General features: G+C 62.2%; 17 protein-coding genes and 1 tRNA gene. All 18 read left to right on the forward strand.

Translation table 11 applies throughout. The features are described from left to right. Positions 1-311 precede the first annotated feature (311 nt). The 18 genes from PMO31116_RS12680 to nuoN all read left to right on the forward strand — a co-directional run bounded on the left by PMO31116_RS12680 (position 312) and on the right by nuoN (position 17,825). Positions 312-1,316 (forward strand): NAD(P)H-quinone oxidoreductase, encoded by a 1,005-nt coding sequence (locus tag PMO31116_RS12680; RefSeq protein WP_150567027.1) that lies wholly within the window; start codon positions 312-314, stop codon positions 1,314-1,316. A gap of 181 nt (positions 1,317-1,497) precedes the next feature. After that, positions 1,498-2,265, forward strand: coding sequence for a triose-phosphate isomerase (tpiA, locus tag PMO31116_RS12685; RefSeq protein WP_150567082.1), 768 nt, complete (start codon positions 1,498-1,500; stop codon positions 2,263-2,265). A gap of 92 nt (positions 2,266-2,357) precedes the next feature. After that, the gene (gene secG, locus PMO31116_RS12690; protein WP_150567028.1) at positions 2,358-2,726 is read left to right on the forward strand and encodes a preprotein translocase subunit SecG; all 369 of its coding nucleotides are present in this window, start codon (positions 2,358-2,360) and stop codon (positions 2,724-2,726) included. Between the two features lie 142 nt (positions 2,727-2,868). After that, a tRNA-Leu gene (locus tag PMO31116_RS12695) sits at positions 2,869-2,953 on the forward strand. Between the two features lie 130 nt (positions 2,954-3,083). Continuing rightward, complete coding sequence (locus tag PMO31116_RS12700) at positions 3,084-3,443, forward strand: NADH-quinone oxidoreductase subunit A (RefSeq protein ID WP_010807414.1); 360 nt, start codon at positions 3,084-3,086, stop codon at positions 3,441-3,443. A gap of 48 nt (positions 3,444-3,491) precedes the next feature. Beyond that, complete coding sequence (locus PMO31116_RS12705; protein ID WP_010807413.1) at positions 3,492-3,971, forward strand: NuoB/complex I 20 kDa subunit family protein; 480 nt, start codon at positions 3,492-3,494, stop codon at positions 3,969-3,971. Between the two features lie 12 nt (positions 3,972-3,983). Then, positions 3,984-4,583, forward strand: coding sequence for an NADH-quinone oxidoreductase subunit C (locus PMO31116_RS12710; protein ID WP_150567029.1), 600 nt, complete (start codon positions 3,984-3,986; stop codon positions 4,581-4,583). Between the two features lie 9 nt (positions 4,584-4,592). After that, positions 4,593-5,846, forward strand: a complete 1,254-nt coding sequence (locus tag PMO31116_RS12715) for an NADH-quinone oxidoreductase subunit D (protein ID WP_023596647.1) — start codon at positions 4,593-4,595, stop codon at positions 5,844-5,846. Positions 5,847-6,016: 170 nt separating this feature from the next. Next, on the forward strand, positions 6,017-6,517 hold the full coding sequence (gene nuoE / locus PMO31116_RS12720; RefSeq protein WP_023596646.1) for an NADH-quinone oxidoreductase subunit NuoE: 501 nt from the start codon (positions 6,017-6,019) through the stop codon (positions 6,515-6,517). Next, positions 6,514-7,806, forward strand: a complete 1,293-nt coding sequence (gene nuoF, locus PMO31116_RS12725) for an NADH-quinone oxidoreductase subunit NuoF (RefSeq protein ID WP_150567030.1) — start codon at positions 6,514-6,516, stop codon at positions 7,804-7,806. The genes nuoE and nuoF overlap by 4 nt, the downstream gene beginning before the upstream one ends. Before the next feature lie 29 nt (positions 7,807-7,835). Then, complete coding sequence (nuoG, locus tag PMO31116_RS12730; protein ID WP_150567031.1) at positions 7,836-10,148, forward strand: NADH-quinone oxidoreductase subunit NuoG; 2,313 nt, start codon at positions 7,836-7,838, stop codon at positions 10,146-10,148. Further along, a complete protein-coding gene (gene nuoH / locus PMO31116_RS12735; protein ID WP_023596643.1) occupies positions 10,149-11,213 on the forward strand; it encodes an NADH-quinone oxidoreductase subunit NuoH in 1,065 nt (354 codons plus the stop codon). A gap of 23 nt (positions 11,214-11,236) precedes the next feature. Continuing rightward, positions 11,237-11,728 carry an NADH-quinone oxidoreductase subunit NuoI gene (nuoI, locus tag PMO31116_RS12740; protein ID WP_024788717.1) on the forward strand — a complete coding sequence of 164 codons (492 nt, stop codon included), beginning with the start codon at positions 11,237-11,239 and terminating at the stop codon, positions 11,726-11,728. Between the two features lie 81 nt (positions 11,729-11,809). Then, positions 11,810-12,445, forward strand: a complete 636-nt coding sequence (locus PMO31116_RS12745; protein ID WP_023596641.1) for an NADH-quinone oxidoreductase subunit J — start codon at positions 11,810-11,812, stop codon at positions 12,443-12,445. 9 nt (positions 12,446-12,454) lie between these two features. Continuing rightward, positions 12,455-12,766 (forward strand): NADH-quinone oxidoreductase subunit NuoK, encoded by a 312-nt coding sequence (nuoK, locus tag PMO31116_RS12750; RefSeq protein WP_023596640.1) that lies wholly within the window; start codon positions 12,455-12,457, stop codon positions 12,764-12,766. A gap of 17 nt (positions 12,767-12,783) precedes the next feature. Beyond that, entirely contained in the window at positions 12,784-14,835 is a 2,052-nt protein-coding gene (gene nuoL, locus PMO31116_RS12755) for an NADH-quinone oxidoreductase subunit L (RefSeq protein WP_150567032.1), read from the forward strand. A gap of 18 nt (positions 14,836-14,853) precedes the next feature. Then, positions 14,854-16,335 carry an NADH-quinone oxidoreductase subunit M gene (locus PMO31116_RS12760; RefSeq protein WP_150567033.1) on the forward strand — a complete coding sequence of 494 codons (1,482 nt, stop codon included), beginning with the start codon at positions 14,854-14,856 and terminating at the stop codon, positions 16,333-16,335. A 20-nt stretch (positions 16,336-16,355) separates the two neighbouring features. Then, a complete protein-coding gene (gene nuoN / locus PMO31116_RS12765; RefSeq protein ID WP_150567034.1) occupies positions 16,356-17,825 on the forward strand; it encodes an NADH-quinone oxidoreductase subunit NuoN in 1,470 nt (489 codons plus the stop codon). Positions 17,826-17,846: the final 21 nt, after the last annotated feature.

Genomic DNA, 17,846 nt, shown 5'->3' on the forward strand with positions numbered 1-17,846 from the left:
ACTCGCCCCGTCCGGGGCCAACCCGGCGCGCTGCATGAGATCGAGCCGATCGCATGCAGCGCGCACGTCGATCCGCGTCATTCCGTGTCATGCCTCGGAATCGTCTGAGGCCGACGTCTCGAATATTCCTGAAAAATCGCGATCCTTCGGGTTGACCGCGCTGGCGGGCAACGCAACGACCCAGTCGGTGATAAGGTACCGGCTCGACATCATTTTCACGGACGAGGGTGCGGTGTCGCCGGCGCAGGCCGCCGCTGCGGGGCGGGGCGCGCAACCATCGTCAACCAGACAACGGAACGAGGACAGACACGATGAAGGCCATTGAGATCAGTCAGTACGGTGCACCGGAAGTGCTCAAGCTCACCGAGCGGCCGCGCCCCGAACTGAAGGCGGGCGAAGTGCTCATCAAGGTCAGCGCGTCGGGCGTGAACCGTCCGGATGTGCTGCAGCGCATCGGTCAGTATCCGGTGCCGCCGGGGGCGTCGGATCTGCCGGGGCTCGAAGTGGCCGGCGAGATCGTGGAGGGCGCGCTCGACGGTGCGGACAACCGTTGGGGCCTGAAGATCGGTTCGCGCGTGTGCGCTCTCGTGCAGGGCGGCGGTTACGCCGAGTACTGTTCCGCACCGCTCGCACAGGTGCTGCCGGTGCCCGACGGGCTCTCGGACGTGGAGGCGGCGTCGCTGCCTGAGACGTTCTTTACGGTGTGGAGCAATGTGTTCGATCGCGCCCATCTCGGCGAAACCGAATCCGGCGAGAAGGAAACGCTGCTCGTGCAGGGCGGCACGAGCGGCATCGGCGTGACCGCGATCCAGCTCGGCGTGGCGCTCGGTCATCGCGTGTTCGCGACTGCGGGCTCGGACGACAAGGCGCGTGCCTGCGAGGCCCTCGGCGCCGAGCGCGGCATCAATTACAAGACGGAGGATTTCGTCGCGGTGACCAAGGCGCTCACCCAGGATCGCGGCGTGGACGTGGTGCTCGACATGGTGGGGGGCGACTATCTGCCGCGCGAAGTTCAGGCGCTCGCATTCGATGGTCGCATCGCCATCATCGCGCTGCTTGGCGGAAGCAAGGCCACGCTGGATATGGGGGCGTTGCTGCGCCGCCGGCTGACGGTGACCGGCTCGACGTTGCGTCCGCGCTCCGTGGCCTTCAAGGCCGCGATCGCGAAGCAGCTCCACGAAAAGGTTTGGCCGCTGTTCGCTGCGGGCAAGATCCGTCCGGTGATTTATCAGACGTTCCCTGCCGAGCAGGCGGACAAGGCCCATGCATTGATGGAAACGAGCACGCACGTCGGCAAGATCGTTCTGACCTGGTGAGCATGTCCTCGTCGGTTGGCGAGGAGAATCCGCGCGAAAGCCCGGAATCACGCGGATTCTTGCGTTCGAAAACCGGCGAAATTGACCCCCACGCCCCAGACGCACTAGAATGAGAGGTTTTTCGTCCATACGCATTGGGGGATAAGGCGTGACAACTGGTACCGCAGCTTCGGCTCGCACCATTAGCCGCAAGGCTGGCAAGCTCGTCGTGGGCAATTGGAAACTGCACGGCAGCCTGGCCGGCAACGAGGCATTGCTGGGCGACCTGCTGGCCTCGCCGGTGCTGAGTGCGCCGGGGGTGAGCGCGGCCGTGTGCGTGCCGTTCCCCTATCTCGCGCAGTGCCAGGTACGTCTGTCCGGGCAAGTGCTGGGTTTCGGCGCGCAGGATGTGTCCGCTCACGTGAGCGGTGCCTTCACTGGCGAGGTCGCCGCGACGATGATCGCCGAGTTCGGGGCACGCTTCGTGATCGTTGGTCACTCGGAGCGACGCCTGTATCACGGCGAAACCGATGCGAGCGTGGCCGCCAAGGTGGCTCGTGTGCTCGACGCCGGCATGACGCCGATCGTGTGTGTGGGCGAGACGCTGGCCGAACGTGAGGCCGGTGAGACGAAGGCCGTGGTCACGCGTCAGCTCGACGCGGTGCTCGCATCCCTCTCCCCGGAGCAAGCCGTGCAGATCGTGGTGGCCTATGAGCCGGTCTGGGCGATCGGCACGGGCAAGACGGCGACGTCGGCCCAGGCACAGGAGGTGCACGCTCACCTGCGTTCGCTGCTTCGCGCGAAGGGGGAGGCGGTATCGGATGTGGCGGTGTTGTACGGTGGCAGTGTGAAGCCGGACAACGCGGCCGAGCTGTTTTCGATGGCTGACGTCGATGGTGGTCTGATCGGCGGCGCGGCGTTGAAGGCAGTCGATTTTCTGGCGATCTGCGAGGCAGCCCTGTCGCGCTGAGGTCGTCGCCGTTCAAAGTAACGGCGCGAAATAGTCATGACGCGGTGCAACAAAATGCACTGCAAATCGGGTTCTTCTACACGGGTGATGAGATGGGGTTGTTGAAAACGTTGTTGATCGTGGTGCAGGTGCTTTCCGCGCTGGGCATCATCGGTCTGGTGTTGTTGCAGCATGGCAAGGGCGCCGACATGGGGGCTGCATTCGGCAGCGGTTCGTCGGGCAGTCTCTTTGGGGCGTCGGGCTCTGCCAACTTCCTGTCGCGCACCACGGCGGTTCTGGCGGCCGTGTTCTTCGTGACGACGCTGGGGTTGACGTATCTCGGCTCCTACAAGCCGGCGGCAAATATCGGTGTCCTTGGCAATTTGCCGGCGGCGACGTCGCCGGCCTCGGCTTCGGCGCCTGCTGCGGCGAGTGTTCCGGCCCCGGCCTCGGCGGTGAATCCGCAAGACGTGCCGAAGTGATTTTCGGCGCGTTTTTGACAAGTAATAAGCTGTAAAGAAAGTAGAAAAAAATTCGATTTGTGCATTGAACAAAATGCTGAAGGGCGCTAATATAGCGGTCTTGAAGCGATTCGTAAGTGACAGCGGATTGCAGAATTTGAATGCCGACGTGGTGAAATTGGTAGACACGCTATCTTGAGGGGGTAGTGGCGAAAGCTGTGCGAGTTCGAGTCTCGCCGTCGGCACCACAGTTCTCCGATGCCAGCCTTGCGATCATGCTTTGGCTGGCATTTTATTTTGTGCTCACCGTTCATCCGCTTTCCGGTCCCCACGCCATCGACGAGAGCGGTTCTTTGAACTAACCGAAAGAGGGTAGAGTTGAACCTCGGAACCTATTATCCCGTCCTGCTGTTTCTTCTGGTAGGTGGCGGTCTTGGGGCGGTACTGATTGGGGTCGGTAAATTCCTCGGCCCCAACAAACCCGACAGCGAAAAACTCTCTCCGTACGAGTGCGGCTTCGAGGCTTTCGAAGACGCGCGCATGAAGTTCGATGTGCGCTACTATCTCGTCGCCATCCTTTTCATCCTGTTCGATCTCGAAACGGCATTCCTGTTTCCGTGGGGCGTCGCCCTGCGCGATATCGGCTGGGTGGGCTTTATCTCCATGATGGGTTTCCTGCTTGAGCTGCTCGTCGGTTTCGTTTTCCTGTGGAAGCGCGGTGCGCTCGACTGGGAATAAGGCCGCCAAGGTCACTGGCTGCATTGCAGAAGGATTCAGGGTAAGCATATGAGCATCGAAGGGGTTTTGCGCGAAGGGTTCGTCACCACCACGGCTGACAAACTCATCAACTGGACGCGCACGGGTTCGCTGTGGCCGATGACGTTCGGTCTGGCCTGCTGTGCCGTTGAAATGATGCACGCCGGCGCGGCGCGCTACGATCTGGACCGATTCGGCGTGGTGTTCCGCCCGAGCCCGCGTCAGTCGGACGTGATGATCGTGGCCGGCACGCTGTGCAACAAGATGGCGCCCGCGCTGCGCAAGGTGTACGACCAGATGGCGGAGCCGCGCTGGGTGATCTCGATGGGATCGTGCGCGAACGGCGGCGGCTACTATCACTATTCCTATTCGGTGGTGCGCGGTTGCGATCGCATCGTGCCGGTCGACGTCTACGTGCCGGGCTGTCCGCCGACGGCCGAGGCGCTGGTCTACGGCATCATCCAGTTGCAGTCGAAGATCAAGCGGACTGCGACGATCGCGCGTAAATAACCGCTACCGCCCATGTCTAAACTACAACAACTCAAGACCACCCTGCAAAACGTGCTTGGCGCTCGCGCCGAGCAGTTGGTGGAAGCCCTCGACGAGCTCACGCTGACCGTCAAGGCGAGTGATTATCTCGACGTCGCGCGCACGCTGCGCGATCATCCGGAGCTCAAGTTCGAGCAACTGATGGACGTTGCCGGCCTGGACTATTCGGCCTACGGCGACGGCGCCTACGACGGCCCGCGCTACGCCGCCGTCTCTCATCTGCTGTCGCTCACCCACAACTGGCGCCTGCGCGTTCGTGTGTTTGCGCCGGAAGACGATCTGCCGGTCGTGGCATCGGTTATCGACGTCTGGAGTTCGGCCAACTGGTTCGAGCGCGAGGCCTTCGATCTGGTCGGGATCGTGTTCGAAGGACACCCGGATCTGCGCCGCATTCTCACGGATTACGGCTTCATCGGTCACCCGTTCCGCAAGGACTTCCCGACCTCGGGTTATGTCGAGATGCGTTACGACCCGGAGCAGAAGCGAGTGATCTACCAGCCGGTGACGATCGAGCCGCGCGAAATCACGCCGCGCATCATTCGCGAAACGCATTACGCCGGTCTGAAACATTAAGGTGGCCTTGTGGCAGACATCAAGAATTACACCCTGAACTTCGGTCCGCAGCACCCGGCAGCGCACGGTGTGCTGCGCCTGGTGCTCGAGTTGGACGGCGAAGTGATCCAGCGTGCCGATCCGCACATCGGCCTGTTGCACCGCGCGACCGAAAAGCTCGCCGAATCGAAGACGTTCCTGCAGTCCGTGCCGTACATGGATCGTCTCGATTATGTGTCGATGATGTGCAACGAGCACGCTTATGTGATGGCGATCGAAAAGCTGCTCGGCGTGGACGTGCCAATTCGCGCACAATACATCCGCGTCATGTTCGACGAAATCACGCGCGTGCTGAACCACCTGATGTGGATCGGCTCGCATGCACTCGACGTGGGCGCGATGGCAGTGTTCCTCTACGCCTTCCGTGAGCGCGAAGATCTGTTCGACGTGTATGAAGCGGTCTCGGGTGCGCGTATGCACGCGGCTTACTACCGTCCGGGTGGCGTGTATCGCGATCTGCCGGATTCGATGCCGAAATATCGTGCCTCGAAGTTCCACAACGAGCGCGCCATCAAGAAGATGAACGAGGCTCGCGAGGGTTCGCTGCTCGATTTCATCGAAGATTTCGCCACACGTTTCCCGAAGTGTGTCGACGAGTACGAAACGTTGCTCACTGACAACCGTATCTGGAAGCAGCGACTGGTGGGTATCGGCGTGGTGTCGCCCGAGCGTGCCATGCAACTGGGTTTCTCCGGTGCGATGCTGCGCGGTTCGGGCATTGCCTGGGATCTGCGCAAGAAGCAACCGTACGAAGTGTACGACCGCCTCGAGTTCGATATCCCGGTGGGTAAGGAAGGCGACTGCTACGACCGCTATCTGGTGCGCGTCGAGGAGATGCGTCAGTCGGCCAGCCTCATTCGCCAATGCGTGAAGTGGCTGCGTGCGAATCCGGGGCCGGTGATCACCGACAACCACAAGGTGGCGCCGCCGTCGCGGGTGGAAATGAAGTCGAACATGGAAGAGCTGATCCACCACTTCAAGCTCTTCACCGAAGGCTTCCATGTGCCCGCCGGCGAAACGTATGCCGCCGTCGAGCACCCGAAGGGCGAGTTCGGCATCTATCTGGTGTCGGACGGAGCAAACAAGCCGTACCGCCTGAAGATTCGCGCGCCGGGCTTTGCCCACCTCTCGGCGCTCGACGAGATGGCGAAGGGACACATGATTGCCGATGCGGTGGCAATCATCGGTACGCAGGACATCGTGTTCGGCGAGATCGATCGCTAAACGCGCAGCGGGCGCCCCGGGCGCCCGCAGGTTTTAATTCGGCAGGGTTTCGCAGGTCGATACCATTGCCGTTCCAGTTGCCGTGCCTGTGAGTTGCGGGCGGTCGAGACATCGACTTGCCCGCACTGGCACGAGCGGGGATAACGTTTTAGAGAACCGTCGGATCGGAAATGCTTTCTCCCGAAGCCCTGAAGAAAATCGACCGTGCCGTTGCCAAATACCCTGCCGACCAAAAACAGTCGGCAGTGATGCACGCCCTTGCCGTAGCGCAGGTCGAGAAAGGCTGGTTGTCGCCCGAAGTCATGCAGTTCGTGGCGGACTACCTCGAGATGCCCGCAGTCGCGGTGCAAGAGGTGGCAACCTTCTACACCATGTTCAACACGAGCCCGGTGGGCAAGTTCAAGTTGACCGTGTGCACGAACCTGCCTTGCCAGCTCACGCGCGGCAAGGAGATGGCCGACTATCTGAAGGAAAAGCTGGGTGTCGACTACAACGACATCACGCCCGACGGTCTCTTCACGGTCAAGGAAGGCGAGTGCATGGGCGCTTGCGGCGATGCGCCCGTCATGCTGGTGAACAACCATCGCATGTGCGGCTTCATGAACGAAGAGAAGGTCGACGCGCTCCTCGATGAGCTCAAGGCCAAGGCCGCTGCCGGAGAGAAAGCATGACGTCGCTGCACAATCGTCACATCAAACCGCTGATCCTCGCCGATCTGAATGGTGAGAACTGGCATCTCGAAGATTACGTCAAGCGCGGTGGATACCAGCAGCTCGCACGGATCCTGAAGGAGGGCATCACGCCGGAGCAGGTCATCGCGGACGTCAAGGCGTCGGGCCTGCGGGGTCGTGGTGGTGCCGGCTTCCCGACCGGTCTGAAGTGGAGCTTCATGCCGCGAGCGTTCCCGGGCCAGAAGTACCTCGTCTGCAACTCGGACGAAGGCGAGCCGGGCACGTTCAAGGATCGCGACATTCTGCGCTACAACCCGCACGCGCTGATCGAGGGCATGGCCATCGGCGGTTACGCCATGGGCATCACCGTCGGTTACAACTACATCCACGGCGAAATCTACGAAGTGTACGAACGCTTCGAAGAGGCGCTCGAGGAAGCACGCGCAGCCGGCTATCTGGGGGACAACATCCTCGGTACCGACTTCTCGTTCCAGTTGCACGCCCACCATGGTTACGGGGCGTACATCTGCGGCGAAGAGACCGCACTGCTCGAATCGCTCGAAGGCAAGAAGGGCCAGCCGCGTTTCAAGCCGCCTTTCCCGGCGAGCTTCGGTCTGTACGGCAAGCCCACGACCATCAACAACACCGAGACATTCGCTGCCGTTCCGTTCCTGCTGGCTACCGGTCCGCAGCAATATCTGGAAATGGGCAAGCCGAACAACGGCGGCACCAAGATCTTCTCGGTGTCGGGTGACGTCGAGCTGCCGGGCAACTATGAGGTGCCGCTGGGCACGCCGTTCCCCGAACTGCTCGAACTCGCGGGCGGCATGCGCGGTGGCAGGAAGCTCAAGGCCGTGATTCCGGGGGGGTCGTCGGCGCCGGTCGTGCCAGCCGGGCTGATGATGGAAACGACGATGGATTACGACAGTATCGCGAAGGCAGGTTCGATGCTGGGTTCGGGCGCCGTGATCGTGATGGACGAGACGCGCTGCATGGTGAACTCGCTGCTGCGTCTGTCGTATTTCTACTACGAGGAATCGTGCGGTCAATGCACGCCGTGCCGCGAAGGCACCGGCTGGCTGTGGCGCGTGGTCAACCGTATCGAGCACGGCGAAGGCCGCAAGGAAGATCTGGACCTGCTCAACTCGGTGGCCGAGAACATCATGGGCCGTACCATTTGCGCGCTGGGCGACGCCGCGGCGATGCCGGTGCGCGGCATGCTCAAACACTTCTGGGACGAGTTCGCCTACCACGTCGAGCACAAGCATTGCTTGGTCGGCACTCACTAATCCCTTTTGACGCTTGGCATTGAACCGCTATGGTTGAAATCGAAATTGACGGCCAAAAGGTCGAGGTGCCCGAAGGCAGCATGGTGATCCAGGCTGCCAAGAAGAACGGCACCTACATTCCCCACTTCTGTTACCACAAGAAGCTCTCCATCGCGGCGAACTGCCGCATGTGCCTGGTCGAGGTCGAGAAGGCCCCGAAGGCCGTGCCGGCCTGCGCCACGCCGGTGGCCAACGGCATGATCGTGCGTACGAACTCCGAGAAGGCTGTGAAGGCACAGCAATCGGTCATGGAGTTCCTGCTGATCAACCACCCGCTCGACTGCCCGATCTGCGATCAGGGCGGTGAGTGCCAGTTGCAGGATCTGGCCGTGGGTTACGGCAAGTCGGCATCGCGTTACCAGGAAGAAAAGCGTGTGGTGTTCCACAAGAACGTGGGCCCGCTGATCTCGATGGAAGAGATGTCGCGTTGCATCCACTGTACCCGCTGCGTGCGTTTCGGCCAGGAAGTGGCCGGCGTCATGGAATTCGGCATGCTGGGGCGCGGCGAGCACTCGGAAATCACGTCGTTCGTCGGCAAGACGGTCGACTCCGAGCTGTCGGGCAACATGATCGATCTGTGCCCGGTCGGTGCGCTCACCTCGAAGCCGTTCCGCTACAGCGCCCGCACCTGGGAACTCTCGCGCCGCAAGTCCGTGAGCCCGCACGATGGCGTTGGTGCGAACCTCGTGGTGCAGGTGAAGAACAACAAGGTCATGCGCGTGGTCCCGCTCGAGAACGAAGCGGTCAACGAATGCTGGATCTCGGACAAGGATCGTTTCTCGTACGAAGGTCTGAACAGCGATGACCGCCTGACCCGGCCGATGCTCAAGCAAGGCGGCGAGTGGCATGAAGTCGACTGGCAGACGGCGCTCGAATATGTCGGCCATGGCCTCACCGACATCATCCGCGACCACGGCGCCGACGCCGTTGCCGCGCTGGCGTCGCCGCACGCCACCGTCGAGGAACTTCATCTGCTGCAAAAGTTCGTGCGCGCATTGGGCAGCGAGAACGTCGATTTCCGTCTGCGTCAAACGGACGTCTCGGGCGGCACGCAAGGCGCGCCGTGGCTCGGTCTGCCGATCGCCGAGCTCGACAAGCTGCAAAGTGCGCTGGTCGTGGGTTCGTTCCTGCGCAAGGATCACCCGTTGTTCGCGTCGCGACTGCGCTCGGCTGTCAAGGCCGGCGGTCAGCTCAATGTCCTGCACGCGGCGGACGACGACCTGCTCGTGAAGCTGGCCAACAAGATCATCGCGGCGCCGAGCGCCTGGGTGAGCGAGCTCGCCGGCATTGCCGTCGCGGCTGCCGCCGCCAAGGGCGTGGCCGCACCGGCGGAGCTGGCCGGGGTGAGCGCCAGCGATGCCGCCAAGGCCATCGCCGCATCGCTGATCAATGGCGAGCGCCGCGCGATCCTGCTCGGTAACGCCGTGGTGCAGCACCCGCAATTCGCACAACTGCACGCCATCGCACAGGTGATCGCCGACATCACGGGCGCATCGCTGGGGTTCCTGACGGAAGGCGCGAACACGGTGGGCGGTCACGTCGTGAAGGCCACGAATGCCAACGGCGCGGCGGCACTGTTCGCACAACCGCGTCAGGCTTACCTGCTGCTCAACGCCGAGCCGGAATACGACTCGGCCGACGCGAAGCAGGCCCTCGCCGCGCTCAACGCCGCGAAGATGGTCGTTTCGCTCTCGCCGTTCAAGCACGGTCTCGAGTACGCCGACGTGCTGCTGCCGATCGCACCGTTCACCGAGACGGCTGGCACGTTCATCAACGCCGAAGGCCTGCCGCAACACTTCAACGGAGTGGTGCGCGCGCTGGGCGAAACGCGCCCGGGCTGGAAGGTGCTGCGCGTGCTGGGCAACCTCCTCAAGCTGCAAGGCTTCGAGCAGGACACCGCCGAGCAGGTGCGTGACGAAGCGCTCGCCGGCTTCTCGGCAGCGGCGCTCGACAACCGCGCCAAGGCCGCGCTGGTCGCGCCGAAGGCGGCGAGTCAGGGCCTGGAGCGCCTGGCCGATGTGCCGATCTACTCGGCCGACGCCCTGGTGCGCCGTGCCCCGTCGCTGCAACTGACCAACGACGCCAAGGCCGCGTTGCGCGCCACGCTGCCGGCCGCGCTGTTCGACAGCCTCGGCCTGGCCGCCGGCGACGCCGTGCGCGTGCGTCAGGGCGACGCCGTGGTCACGTTGCCGGCCGCGCGCTCGGAATCGCTGCCTGCCAACGTGGTACGCGTACCGGCAGCCACGCCGGCGTCTGCCGCGCTTGGCGCGATGTTCGGTGAAATTTCGGTGGAGAAGGCGTAAATGAGCCTGAACGAAGTCATCAATCAATACGGCACGCAGTTGCTGGGCGTGGCCTGGCCGACGGTGTGGGCGCTGGTCCGCATCCTCGTCGTGGCCGTGATCCTGCTGCTGTGCGTGGCGTATCTCATTCTGTGGGAGCGCAAGCTCATTGGCTGGATGCACGTGCGTCTCGGTCCGAACCGCGTGGGCCCGGGCGGGTTGCTCCAGCCGATTGCCGACGTGTTGAAGCTGCTGCTCAAGGAAGTCATTACGCCGACGCAGGTCAGCAAAGGTATTTATGCCATTGCGCCGGTGATGGCCGTGCTGCCCGCGTTTGCCATCTGGGCGGTGATTCCGTTCCAGCCTGGCGCGGTGCTGGCCGACGTGAACGCCGGCTTGTTATACGCCATCGCGATTTCGTCGATCGGAGTGTACGGTGTGATTCTCGCCGGCTGGGCGTCGAACTCGAAATACGCGTTCCTTGGCGCCATGCGTGCATCGGCGCAGATGATTTCGTATGAAATCGCCATGGGTTTTGCGCTGGTCACGGTGCTGATGACGGCCGGCTCGCTGAACCTGTCGGACATCGTACGCTCGCAGGAGCACGGCATGTTCGCGGGCATGGGCCTGAACCTGCTGTCGTGGAACTGGCTGCCGCTGCTGCCGATGTTCGTCATCTACTTCGTCTCGGGCATTGCGGAAACGAACCGTCACCCGTTCGACGTGGTGGAAGGCGAATCGGAAATCGTGGCCGGTCACATGATCGAATACTCGGGCATGGGCTTCGCGCTCTTCTTCCTGGCCGAGTACATCAACATGATCATCATCTCGGCGTTGGCCTCGGTGCTGTTCCTGGGTGGCTGGAGTGCGCCGTTCGGCTTCCTGTCGTTCATCCCGGGCGTGTTCTGGCTCGCGTTCAAGGTGTTCCTGCTGCTGTCGGTATTCATCTGGGTGCGTGCGACGTTCCCGCGCTACCGCTACGACCAGATCATGCGTCTGGGCTGGAAGGTGTTCCTGCCGCTGACGATCGTCTGGGTGATCGTGGTGGGTGTCTGGATCATGTCTCCCTGGAACATCTGGGGCTGAGGCGAACGGAGTAGAGGAATCCCATGGTAAGGGCAATGAAGGACTTTTTCGGCAGTTTCCTGTTGTTGGAACTGCTCAAGGGCATGGCGCTCACGGGGCGCTACACGTTCGCACGCAAGGTGACGGTGCAGTTCCCGGAAGAGAAGACGCCGCTGTCGCCGCGCTTCCGCGGCCTGCATGCGCTGCGCCGCTATCCGAACGGTGAGGAACGCTGCATCGCGTGCAAGCTTTGCGAGGCGGTGTGCCCGGCAATGGCCATCACGATCGAGTCGGATGTGCGCGACGACGGCACGCGCCGTACCACGCGTTACGACATCGATCTGACGAAATGCATTTTCTGCGGCTTCTGTGAAGAGAGCTGCCCGGTGGACTCGATCGTCGAGACCCACATTCTCGAGTATCACGGCGAGAAGCGCGGCGATCTGTACTTCACCAAGGAGATGTTGCTCGCGGTGGGCGATCGTTACGAAAACGAAATCGCGGCGGCCAAGGCGGCCGATGCGCCGTACCGTTAAGCAGGGCAGGGCGCGGCGTCTCGATGGCGCGCCCCGGTACGGCAAATTGACGTTGGCTAATTCTCGCGACACCCGGTGATTATGGAATTCACAACCTTTCTTTTCTACGTGTTTGCGCTGATCCTCGTGGTCTCGGGCCTGAAGGTCGTGACCTCGCGCAACCCCGTGCAGTCGGCGCTCTTCTTGGTGCTGGCCTTCTTCAACGCCGCGGCGATCTGGATGCTGCTCGAGGCCGAGTTCCTGGCGATCATGCTGGTGCTCGTGTATGTCGGCGCGGTGATGGTGCTGTTCCTGTTCGTGGTGATGATGATCGACATCAACCTCGACGAACTGCGACGCGGCTTCGGCAAGTTCATTCCGCTGGCGAGCGCCGTCGGCGCGATCATGATCGTGGAAGCGGCGCTGGTGCTCATGCGCGGTTACGGTGCCACGCGTGCGCCGGTCAAGGCGGTCTCGGCGCCGGACGTGGCGAACACGAAGGCACTGGGCATTGCGCTGTACACCGACTATATCTTTGCCTTCGAAGTGGCAGGTCTGATCCTGCTGGTGGCCGTCGTGGCAGCCGTTGCGCTCACGATGCGTAGCCGCAAGGATCACAAACAGACCGACCCGAGCCAGCAGGTGCGCGTGAAGGCGCGCGACCGTGTGCGTCTGGTGTCGATGCCCGCCGAAGCCCGGCAGCAGTCCACCGGCGCCGACACGCCGGCGGCGGAATAAGGAGACAGGATGATGTCGTTGTCGCTAGCGCACTACCTGGTGCTGGGTGCGATTCTTTTCGCGATCAGCATTACCGGTATCTTCCTCAACCGCAGAAATGTGATTGTGCTGCTCATGGCCATCGAGCTGATGTTGCTCGCGGTCAATCTGAACTTCGTCGCGTTCTCGCATTACCTGGGCGACATTGCCGGCCAGGTATTCGTGTTCTTCATTCTTACGGTGGCCGCCGCGGAAGCCGCGATCGGTCTGGCCATTCTGGTCACCCTGTTCCGTAAGCTCGAAACGGTCAACGTCGAAGATCTCGACCGCCTCAAGGGTTAACAAAAGCGAACGCTGTTATGGCATCCACATTGAATCCCAACCTGCTGCTCGCGATCCCGCTGGCGCCGCTCGTCGGCTCCGTGATCGCCGGCCTGTTCGGCAAGCAAGTCGGACGCGCGGGCGCCCACACGGTCACGATCCTCGGCGTGCTGGTCGCATTTGTCCTCTCGGTCATGACGTTCATCGACGTCATGAACGGTGCGAGCTTCAACGCCACGGTCTACGAATGGGCCCGCATCGGCGATCTGAAGCTCGAGATCGGCTTCCTCGTCGACACGCTGACCGTCACCATGATGTGCGTGGTGACCTCCGTGTCGCTGATGGTGCACATCTACACCATCGGGTACATGGCCGAAGATCCCGGCTACCAGCGCTTCTTCTCGTACATCTCGCTGTTCACGTTCTCGATGTTGATGCTCGTGATGAGCAACAACTTCCTGCAACTGTTCTTCGGCTGGGAAGCGGTGGGCCTGGTCTCGTACCTGCTGATCGGCTTCTGGTACACGCGTCCGACCGCGATCTACGCCAACATGAAGGCGTTCCTGGTCAACCGTGTCGGCGACTTCGGGTTCCTGCTCGGCATCGGCCTGCTGCTGGCCTTCACCGGTACGCTGAACTACGGCGAAGTGTTCGCCAAGGCCAACGAGGTCGCGGCCCTGTCGTTCCCGGGCACTGACTGGCGCCTGATCACCGTGGCCTGCATCTGCCTGTTCATCGGTGCGATGGGTAAGTCGGCGCAGTTTCCGCTGCACGTCTGGCTGCCCGACTCGATGGAAGGTCCGACCCCGATCTCGGCACTGATCCACGCGGCCACCATGGTGACCGCCGGTATCTTCATGGTGAGCCGCATGTCGCCGCTGTTCGAACTGTCGGACACCGCGCTGTCGTTCATCACGATCATCGGGGCGATCACGGCGTTGTTCATGGGCTTCCTGGGCATGATCCAGAACGACATCAAGCGGGTCGTGGCCTACTCGACGCTCTCGCAGCTCGGTTACATGACGGTCGCGCTCGGCGTGTCTGCCTACCCGGTCGCCATCTTCCACCTGATGACGCACGCGTTCTTCAAGGCGCTGCTGTTCCTCGGCGCCGGCTCCGTCATCATCGGCATGCATCACGATCAGGACATGCGCAACATGGGCGGCCTGTGGAAGTACATGCCGATCACCTGGATCACGTCGCTGCTCGGCTCGCTTGCCCTGATCGGCACGCCGTTCTTCTCGGGCTTCTACTCGAAGGATTCGATCATCGAAGCGGTGGCCGCCTCGCATCTGCCGGGCTCGGGCTTCGCGTACTTCGCCGTGGTCGCCAGTGTGTTCGTCACGGCGTTCTACTCGTTCCGCATGTACTTCCTGGTCTTCCACGGCAAGGAGCGTTTCGGTCAGGCGCACGCGCATCTCGATCACGACGCGCACCACGAGGAAGAAGAGGATTCGCACGACCACCATCATGGTCTGGCGCCGGGACAGAAGCCTCACGAATCGCCGGCCGTCGTCACGATTCCGCTGATTCTGCTGGCCATCCCGTCGGTCATCATCGGTGCCATCGCGATTGCCCCGATGCTCTTCGGCGACTTCTTCAAGCAGGGCGTGGCGTTCAAGGACGTGATCTTCATCGGCGAGAATCACCCGGCGATGGAAGAGCTCGGCCAGGAGTTCCACGGCTGGGTGGCGATGGCGCTGCACTCGTTCGGCACGCTGCCGATCGCGCTGTCGGCGCTGGGCATTCTCCTCGCGGCGTTCTTCTATCTGAAGCGTCCGGACATTCCGGAAGCGCTGAAGAACCGGTTCTCGGGCATCTACAACCTGCTCGACAACAAGTACTACATGGACAAGATCAACGAAGTGGTCTTCGCCAAGGGCGCGCTCAAGATCGGTCGCGGCCTGTGGAAGGCGGGCGATCAGGGTCTCATCGACGGCGCCGTGGTCAATGGCAGCGCGCGCCTGGTGGGCTGGTTCGCCGGTGTCATCCGCTTCGTGCAATCCGGTTACATCTACCACTACGCGTTCGCCATGATCATCGGCATGCTCGGGCTCCTGACGCTGTTTGTGACGTTGAACGGCAAGTAATAGGGGGAGCCAATAACAATGCAATCGCTACCGCTTCTGAGTCTGGCCATCTGGCTGCCCATCATTTCGGGGATCGTTGTCCTCGCGGTGGGTAACGACCGCAACCCGGGGGGCGCACGTGTGCTGTCGCTCATCGGTTCGCTGGCCAGCTTTCTGGTCACGTTGCCGCTGATCTCGAACTTCAACGCCGATACGGCCGCGTTCCAGTTCGTCGAGAAATCGAGCTGGATCGAGCGCTTCCATATCAACTACTTCCTTGGCATCGACGGCATCTCGCTGTGGCTGGTGGTGCTCACCGCGCTCATCACGGTCATCGTGGTGATCGCGGGCTGGGAAGTGATCACCGAGCGCGTGGCACAGTACATGGCCGCGTTCCTGATCCTGTCGGGCCTGATGATCGGCGTGTTCTCGGCGCAGGACGGCCTGCTGTTCTACGTGTTCTTCGAAGCCACGCTGATCCCGATGTACCTGATCATCGGCGTGTGGGGCGGTCCGAACCGTGTGTACGCGGCCTTCAAGTTCTTCCTGTACACGCTGCTCGGTTCGCTGCTGATGCTCATCGCGCTGATCTATCTGTACAACGTGACGGGCTCGTTCACGCTGACGGACTGGTATGCCGCCAAGCTGCCGATGAACGTGCAGATCCTGCTGTTCGTGGCCTTCTTCATGGCTTTCGCGGTGAAAGTGCCGATGTGGCCGGTGCACACCTGGCTGCCCGACGCCCACGTCGAAGCGCCGACGGGTGGCTCGGTCGTGCTGGCCGCCATCATGCTCAAGCTTGGCGCGTACGGTTTCCTGCGTTTTTCGCTGCCGATCGCGCCGGACGCGAGTCACTACCTGTCGGGCTTCATGATCGCGCTTGCGCTGATCGCCGTGGTCTACATCGGCCTGGTGGCCCTGGTGCAGACGGACATGAAGAAGCTGGTGGCGTACTCGTCGATCGCGCACATGGGTTTTGCGATTCTCGGCTTCTTCATGTTCAGCGAAATCGGCATGCAGGGTGCGCTGGTGCAGATGATCTCGCACGGTTTCGTGTCGGGCGCCATGTTCCTGTGTATCGGTGTGCTGTATGACCGCATGCACTCGCGCAACATCGCCGACTACGGCGGTGTGGTGAACACGATGCCGAAGTTCGCGGCGCTGTTCATGCTCTTCGCGATGGCCAACAGCGGTCTGCCGGCGACGTCGGGCTTCGTGGGTGAATTCCTGGTGATCCTGGGCGCCGTGAAGCTGAACTTCTGGGTCGGCCTGCTGGCGGCGACCTCGCTGATCACCGGTGCCGCGTATTCGCTGTGGATGTACAAGCGCGTGATTTTCGGCGCCATCGCCAACGATCACGTGCGCGAACTGGTCGACGTCAACAAGCGCGAGTTCTTCATGCTGGCCGTGCTGGCTGCGCTGACGCTGTTCATGGGTATCTATCCGAAGCCCTTCACCGACCTGATGCACACCTCAGTGGTTAACCTCCTCGCCCACGTGGCGCAGACCAAGCTGCCGTAATCGGGGAGGAAATCTAGATCATGCAAAACATCAATCTGCTGCCTGCGCTGCCCGAGGCCATCCTGCTGCTCATGATCCTCGTGATCATGATGTGCGACGCGTTCCTCGGCCAGACGCGCAAGCTGAACTACGTGCTGGCGTTGCTGACCAGCGCGGTCGTCTCCGTGCTGTGGGCGTGCAATGCTGCCGATCCGGCATCGCATTACCTGTTCGGCAACGTGTTCGTGGCCGACCCGATGTCGAATCTGCTCAAGGCCTTCGGCGGCCTGGCAACGTTCGTCACGTTCATCTACGGTCAGAAGTATCTCGAAGCGCGCGGTCTTGCCCGTGGCGACTTCTACGTCCTCAGCCTGTTCTCGCTGCTGGGCCTGTCGGTGATGATCTCGGGCAACAACTTCCTGACGCTGTATCTCGGTCTGGAGCTGATGTCGCTGTCGCTGTATGCGCTGGCCGCCGTCTGGCGCGAATCGACGAACGCGACCGAGTCGGCCATGAAGTACTACGTGCTGGGTGCGCTGGCTTCGGGCTTCCTGCTGTACGGCATGTCGATGATGTACGGCGCGACCGGTTCGCTCGAACTGGCCAAGGTCTTCGAGGTGATCGCCTCCGGCGCGGTGAACAAGATCGTGCTGGTGTTCGGCGTGGTGTTCATCGTCGCCGGTCTGGCGTTCAAGCTGGGCGCCGCACCGTTCCACATGTGGGTGCCCGACGTCTACCAGGGCGCACCGACGCCGGTCACGCTGCTCATCGGCGGCGCACCGAAGCTGGGTGCGTTCGCGCTGCTGCTGCGTTTGCTGGTCGAAGGCATGCTGCCGCTGGCGCTCGACTGGCAACAGATGCTGATCATCCTGTCGGTGCTCTCGCTGGTGGTCGGTAACCTGACGGCGATCGTGCAGACCAACGTCAAGCGTCTGCTGGCTTACTCGACGATCTCGCACATGGGCTTCGTGCTGCTCGGCATGCTCGCGGGCGTGGTCGGCGGCAAGATCGACGGCATCGCCGACGCTTACGGTTCGTCGCTGTTCTACAGTGTGATCTACCTGCTCACGACGCTCGGCACCTTCGGTATCGTGCTGCTGCTCTCGCGTCAGGGCTTCGAAGCCGAGAACCTCTCGGATCTGAAGGGCCTGAACCAACGCAGCCCATGGTTTGCGTTCGTCATGCTGATGCTGATGTTCTCGCTCGCGGGCATTCCGCCGCTGGCAGGCTTCTATGCCAAGCTGGCCGTGCTGCAGGCGGTGGTCAAGGCCGGCATGGTGTGGCTGGCGGTCGTGGCGGTCATCGCTTCGCTGATCGGCGCGTTCTACTACCTGCGTGTCGTGAAGCTCATGTACTTCGACAAGCCGGAAGACACCAACGCGCTGCAAGGCAGCGGTACGATGCGCTTCGTGCTGTCGCTCAACGGCCTGGCGTTGCTGTATTTCGGCCTGATGCCCGGCTCGCTGATGGACTGGTGCCTGCGCACCATCAAACTGACGCTGGCCAGCTGAGCGGGCAAGCGTCGGGCCGAC

The organism is Pandoraea morbifera (assembly GCF_902459575.1).
Taxonomy (GTDB): Bacteria; Pseudomonadota; Gammaproteobacteria; order Burkholderiales; family Burkholderiaceae; genus Pandoraea; species Pandoraea morbifera.

Bases quoted from the DNA above. Each gene is read 5' to 3' on its own strand.
- PMO31116_RS12680 (WP_150567027.1), top strand. From the start codon at position 312: ATGAAGGCCATTGAGATCAGTCAGTACGGTGCACCGGAAGTGCTCAAG.
- secG (WP_150567028.1), top strand. From the start codon at position 2,358: ATGGGGTTGTTGAAAACGTTGTTGATCGTGGTGCAGGTGCTTTCCGCG.
- PMO31116_RS12705 (WP_010807413.1), top strand. From the start codon at position 3,492: ATGAGCATCGAAGGGGTTTTGCGCGAAGGGTTCGTCACCACCACGGCT.
- PMO31116_RS12710 (WP_150567029.1), top strand. From the start codon at position 3,984: ATGTCTAAACTACAACAACTCAAGACCACCCTGCAAAACGTGCTTGGC.
- nuoE (WP_023596646.1), top strand. From the start codon at position 6,017: ATGCTTTCTCCCGAAGCCCTGAAGAAAATCGACCGTGCCGTTGCCAAA.
- nuoF (WP_150567030.1), top strand. From the start codon at position 6,514: ATGACGTCGCTGCACAATCGTCACATCAAACCGCTGATCCTCGCCGAT.
- nuoG (WP_150567031.1), top strand. From the start codon at position 7,836: ATGGTTGAAATCGAAATTGACGGCCAAAAGGTCGAGGTGCCCGAAGGC.
- nuoH (WP_023596643.1), top strand. From the start codon at position 10,149: ATGAGCCTGAACGAAGTCATCAATCAATACGGCACGCAGTTGCTGGGC.
- nuoI (WP_024788717.1), top strand. From the start codon at position 11,237: ATGGTAAGGGCAATGAAGGACTTTTTCGGCAGTTTCCTGTTGTTGGAA.
- PMO31116_RS12745 (WP_023596641.1), top strand. From the start codon at position 11,810: ATGGAATTCACAACCTTTCTTTTCTACGTGTTTGCGCTGATCCTCGTG.
- nuoK (WP_023596640.1), top strand. From the start codon at position 12,455: ATGATGTCGTTGTCGCTAGCGCACTACCTGGTGCTGGGTGCGATTCTT.
- nuoL (WP_150567032.1), top strand. From the start codon at position 12,784: ATGGCATCCACATTGAATCCCAACCTGCTGCTCGCGATCCCGCTGGCG.
- PMO31116_RS12760 (WP_150567033.1), top strand. From the start codon at position 14,854: ATGCAATCGCTACCGCTTCTGAGTCTGGCCATCTGGCTGCCCATCATT.
- nuoN (WP_150567034.1), top strand. From the start codon at position 16,356: ATGCAAAACATCAATCTGCTGCCTGCGCTGCCCGAGGCCATCCTGCTG.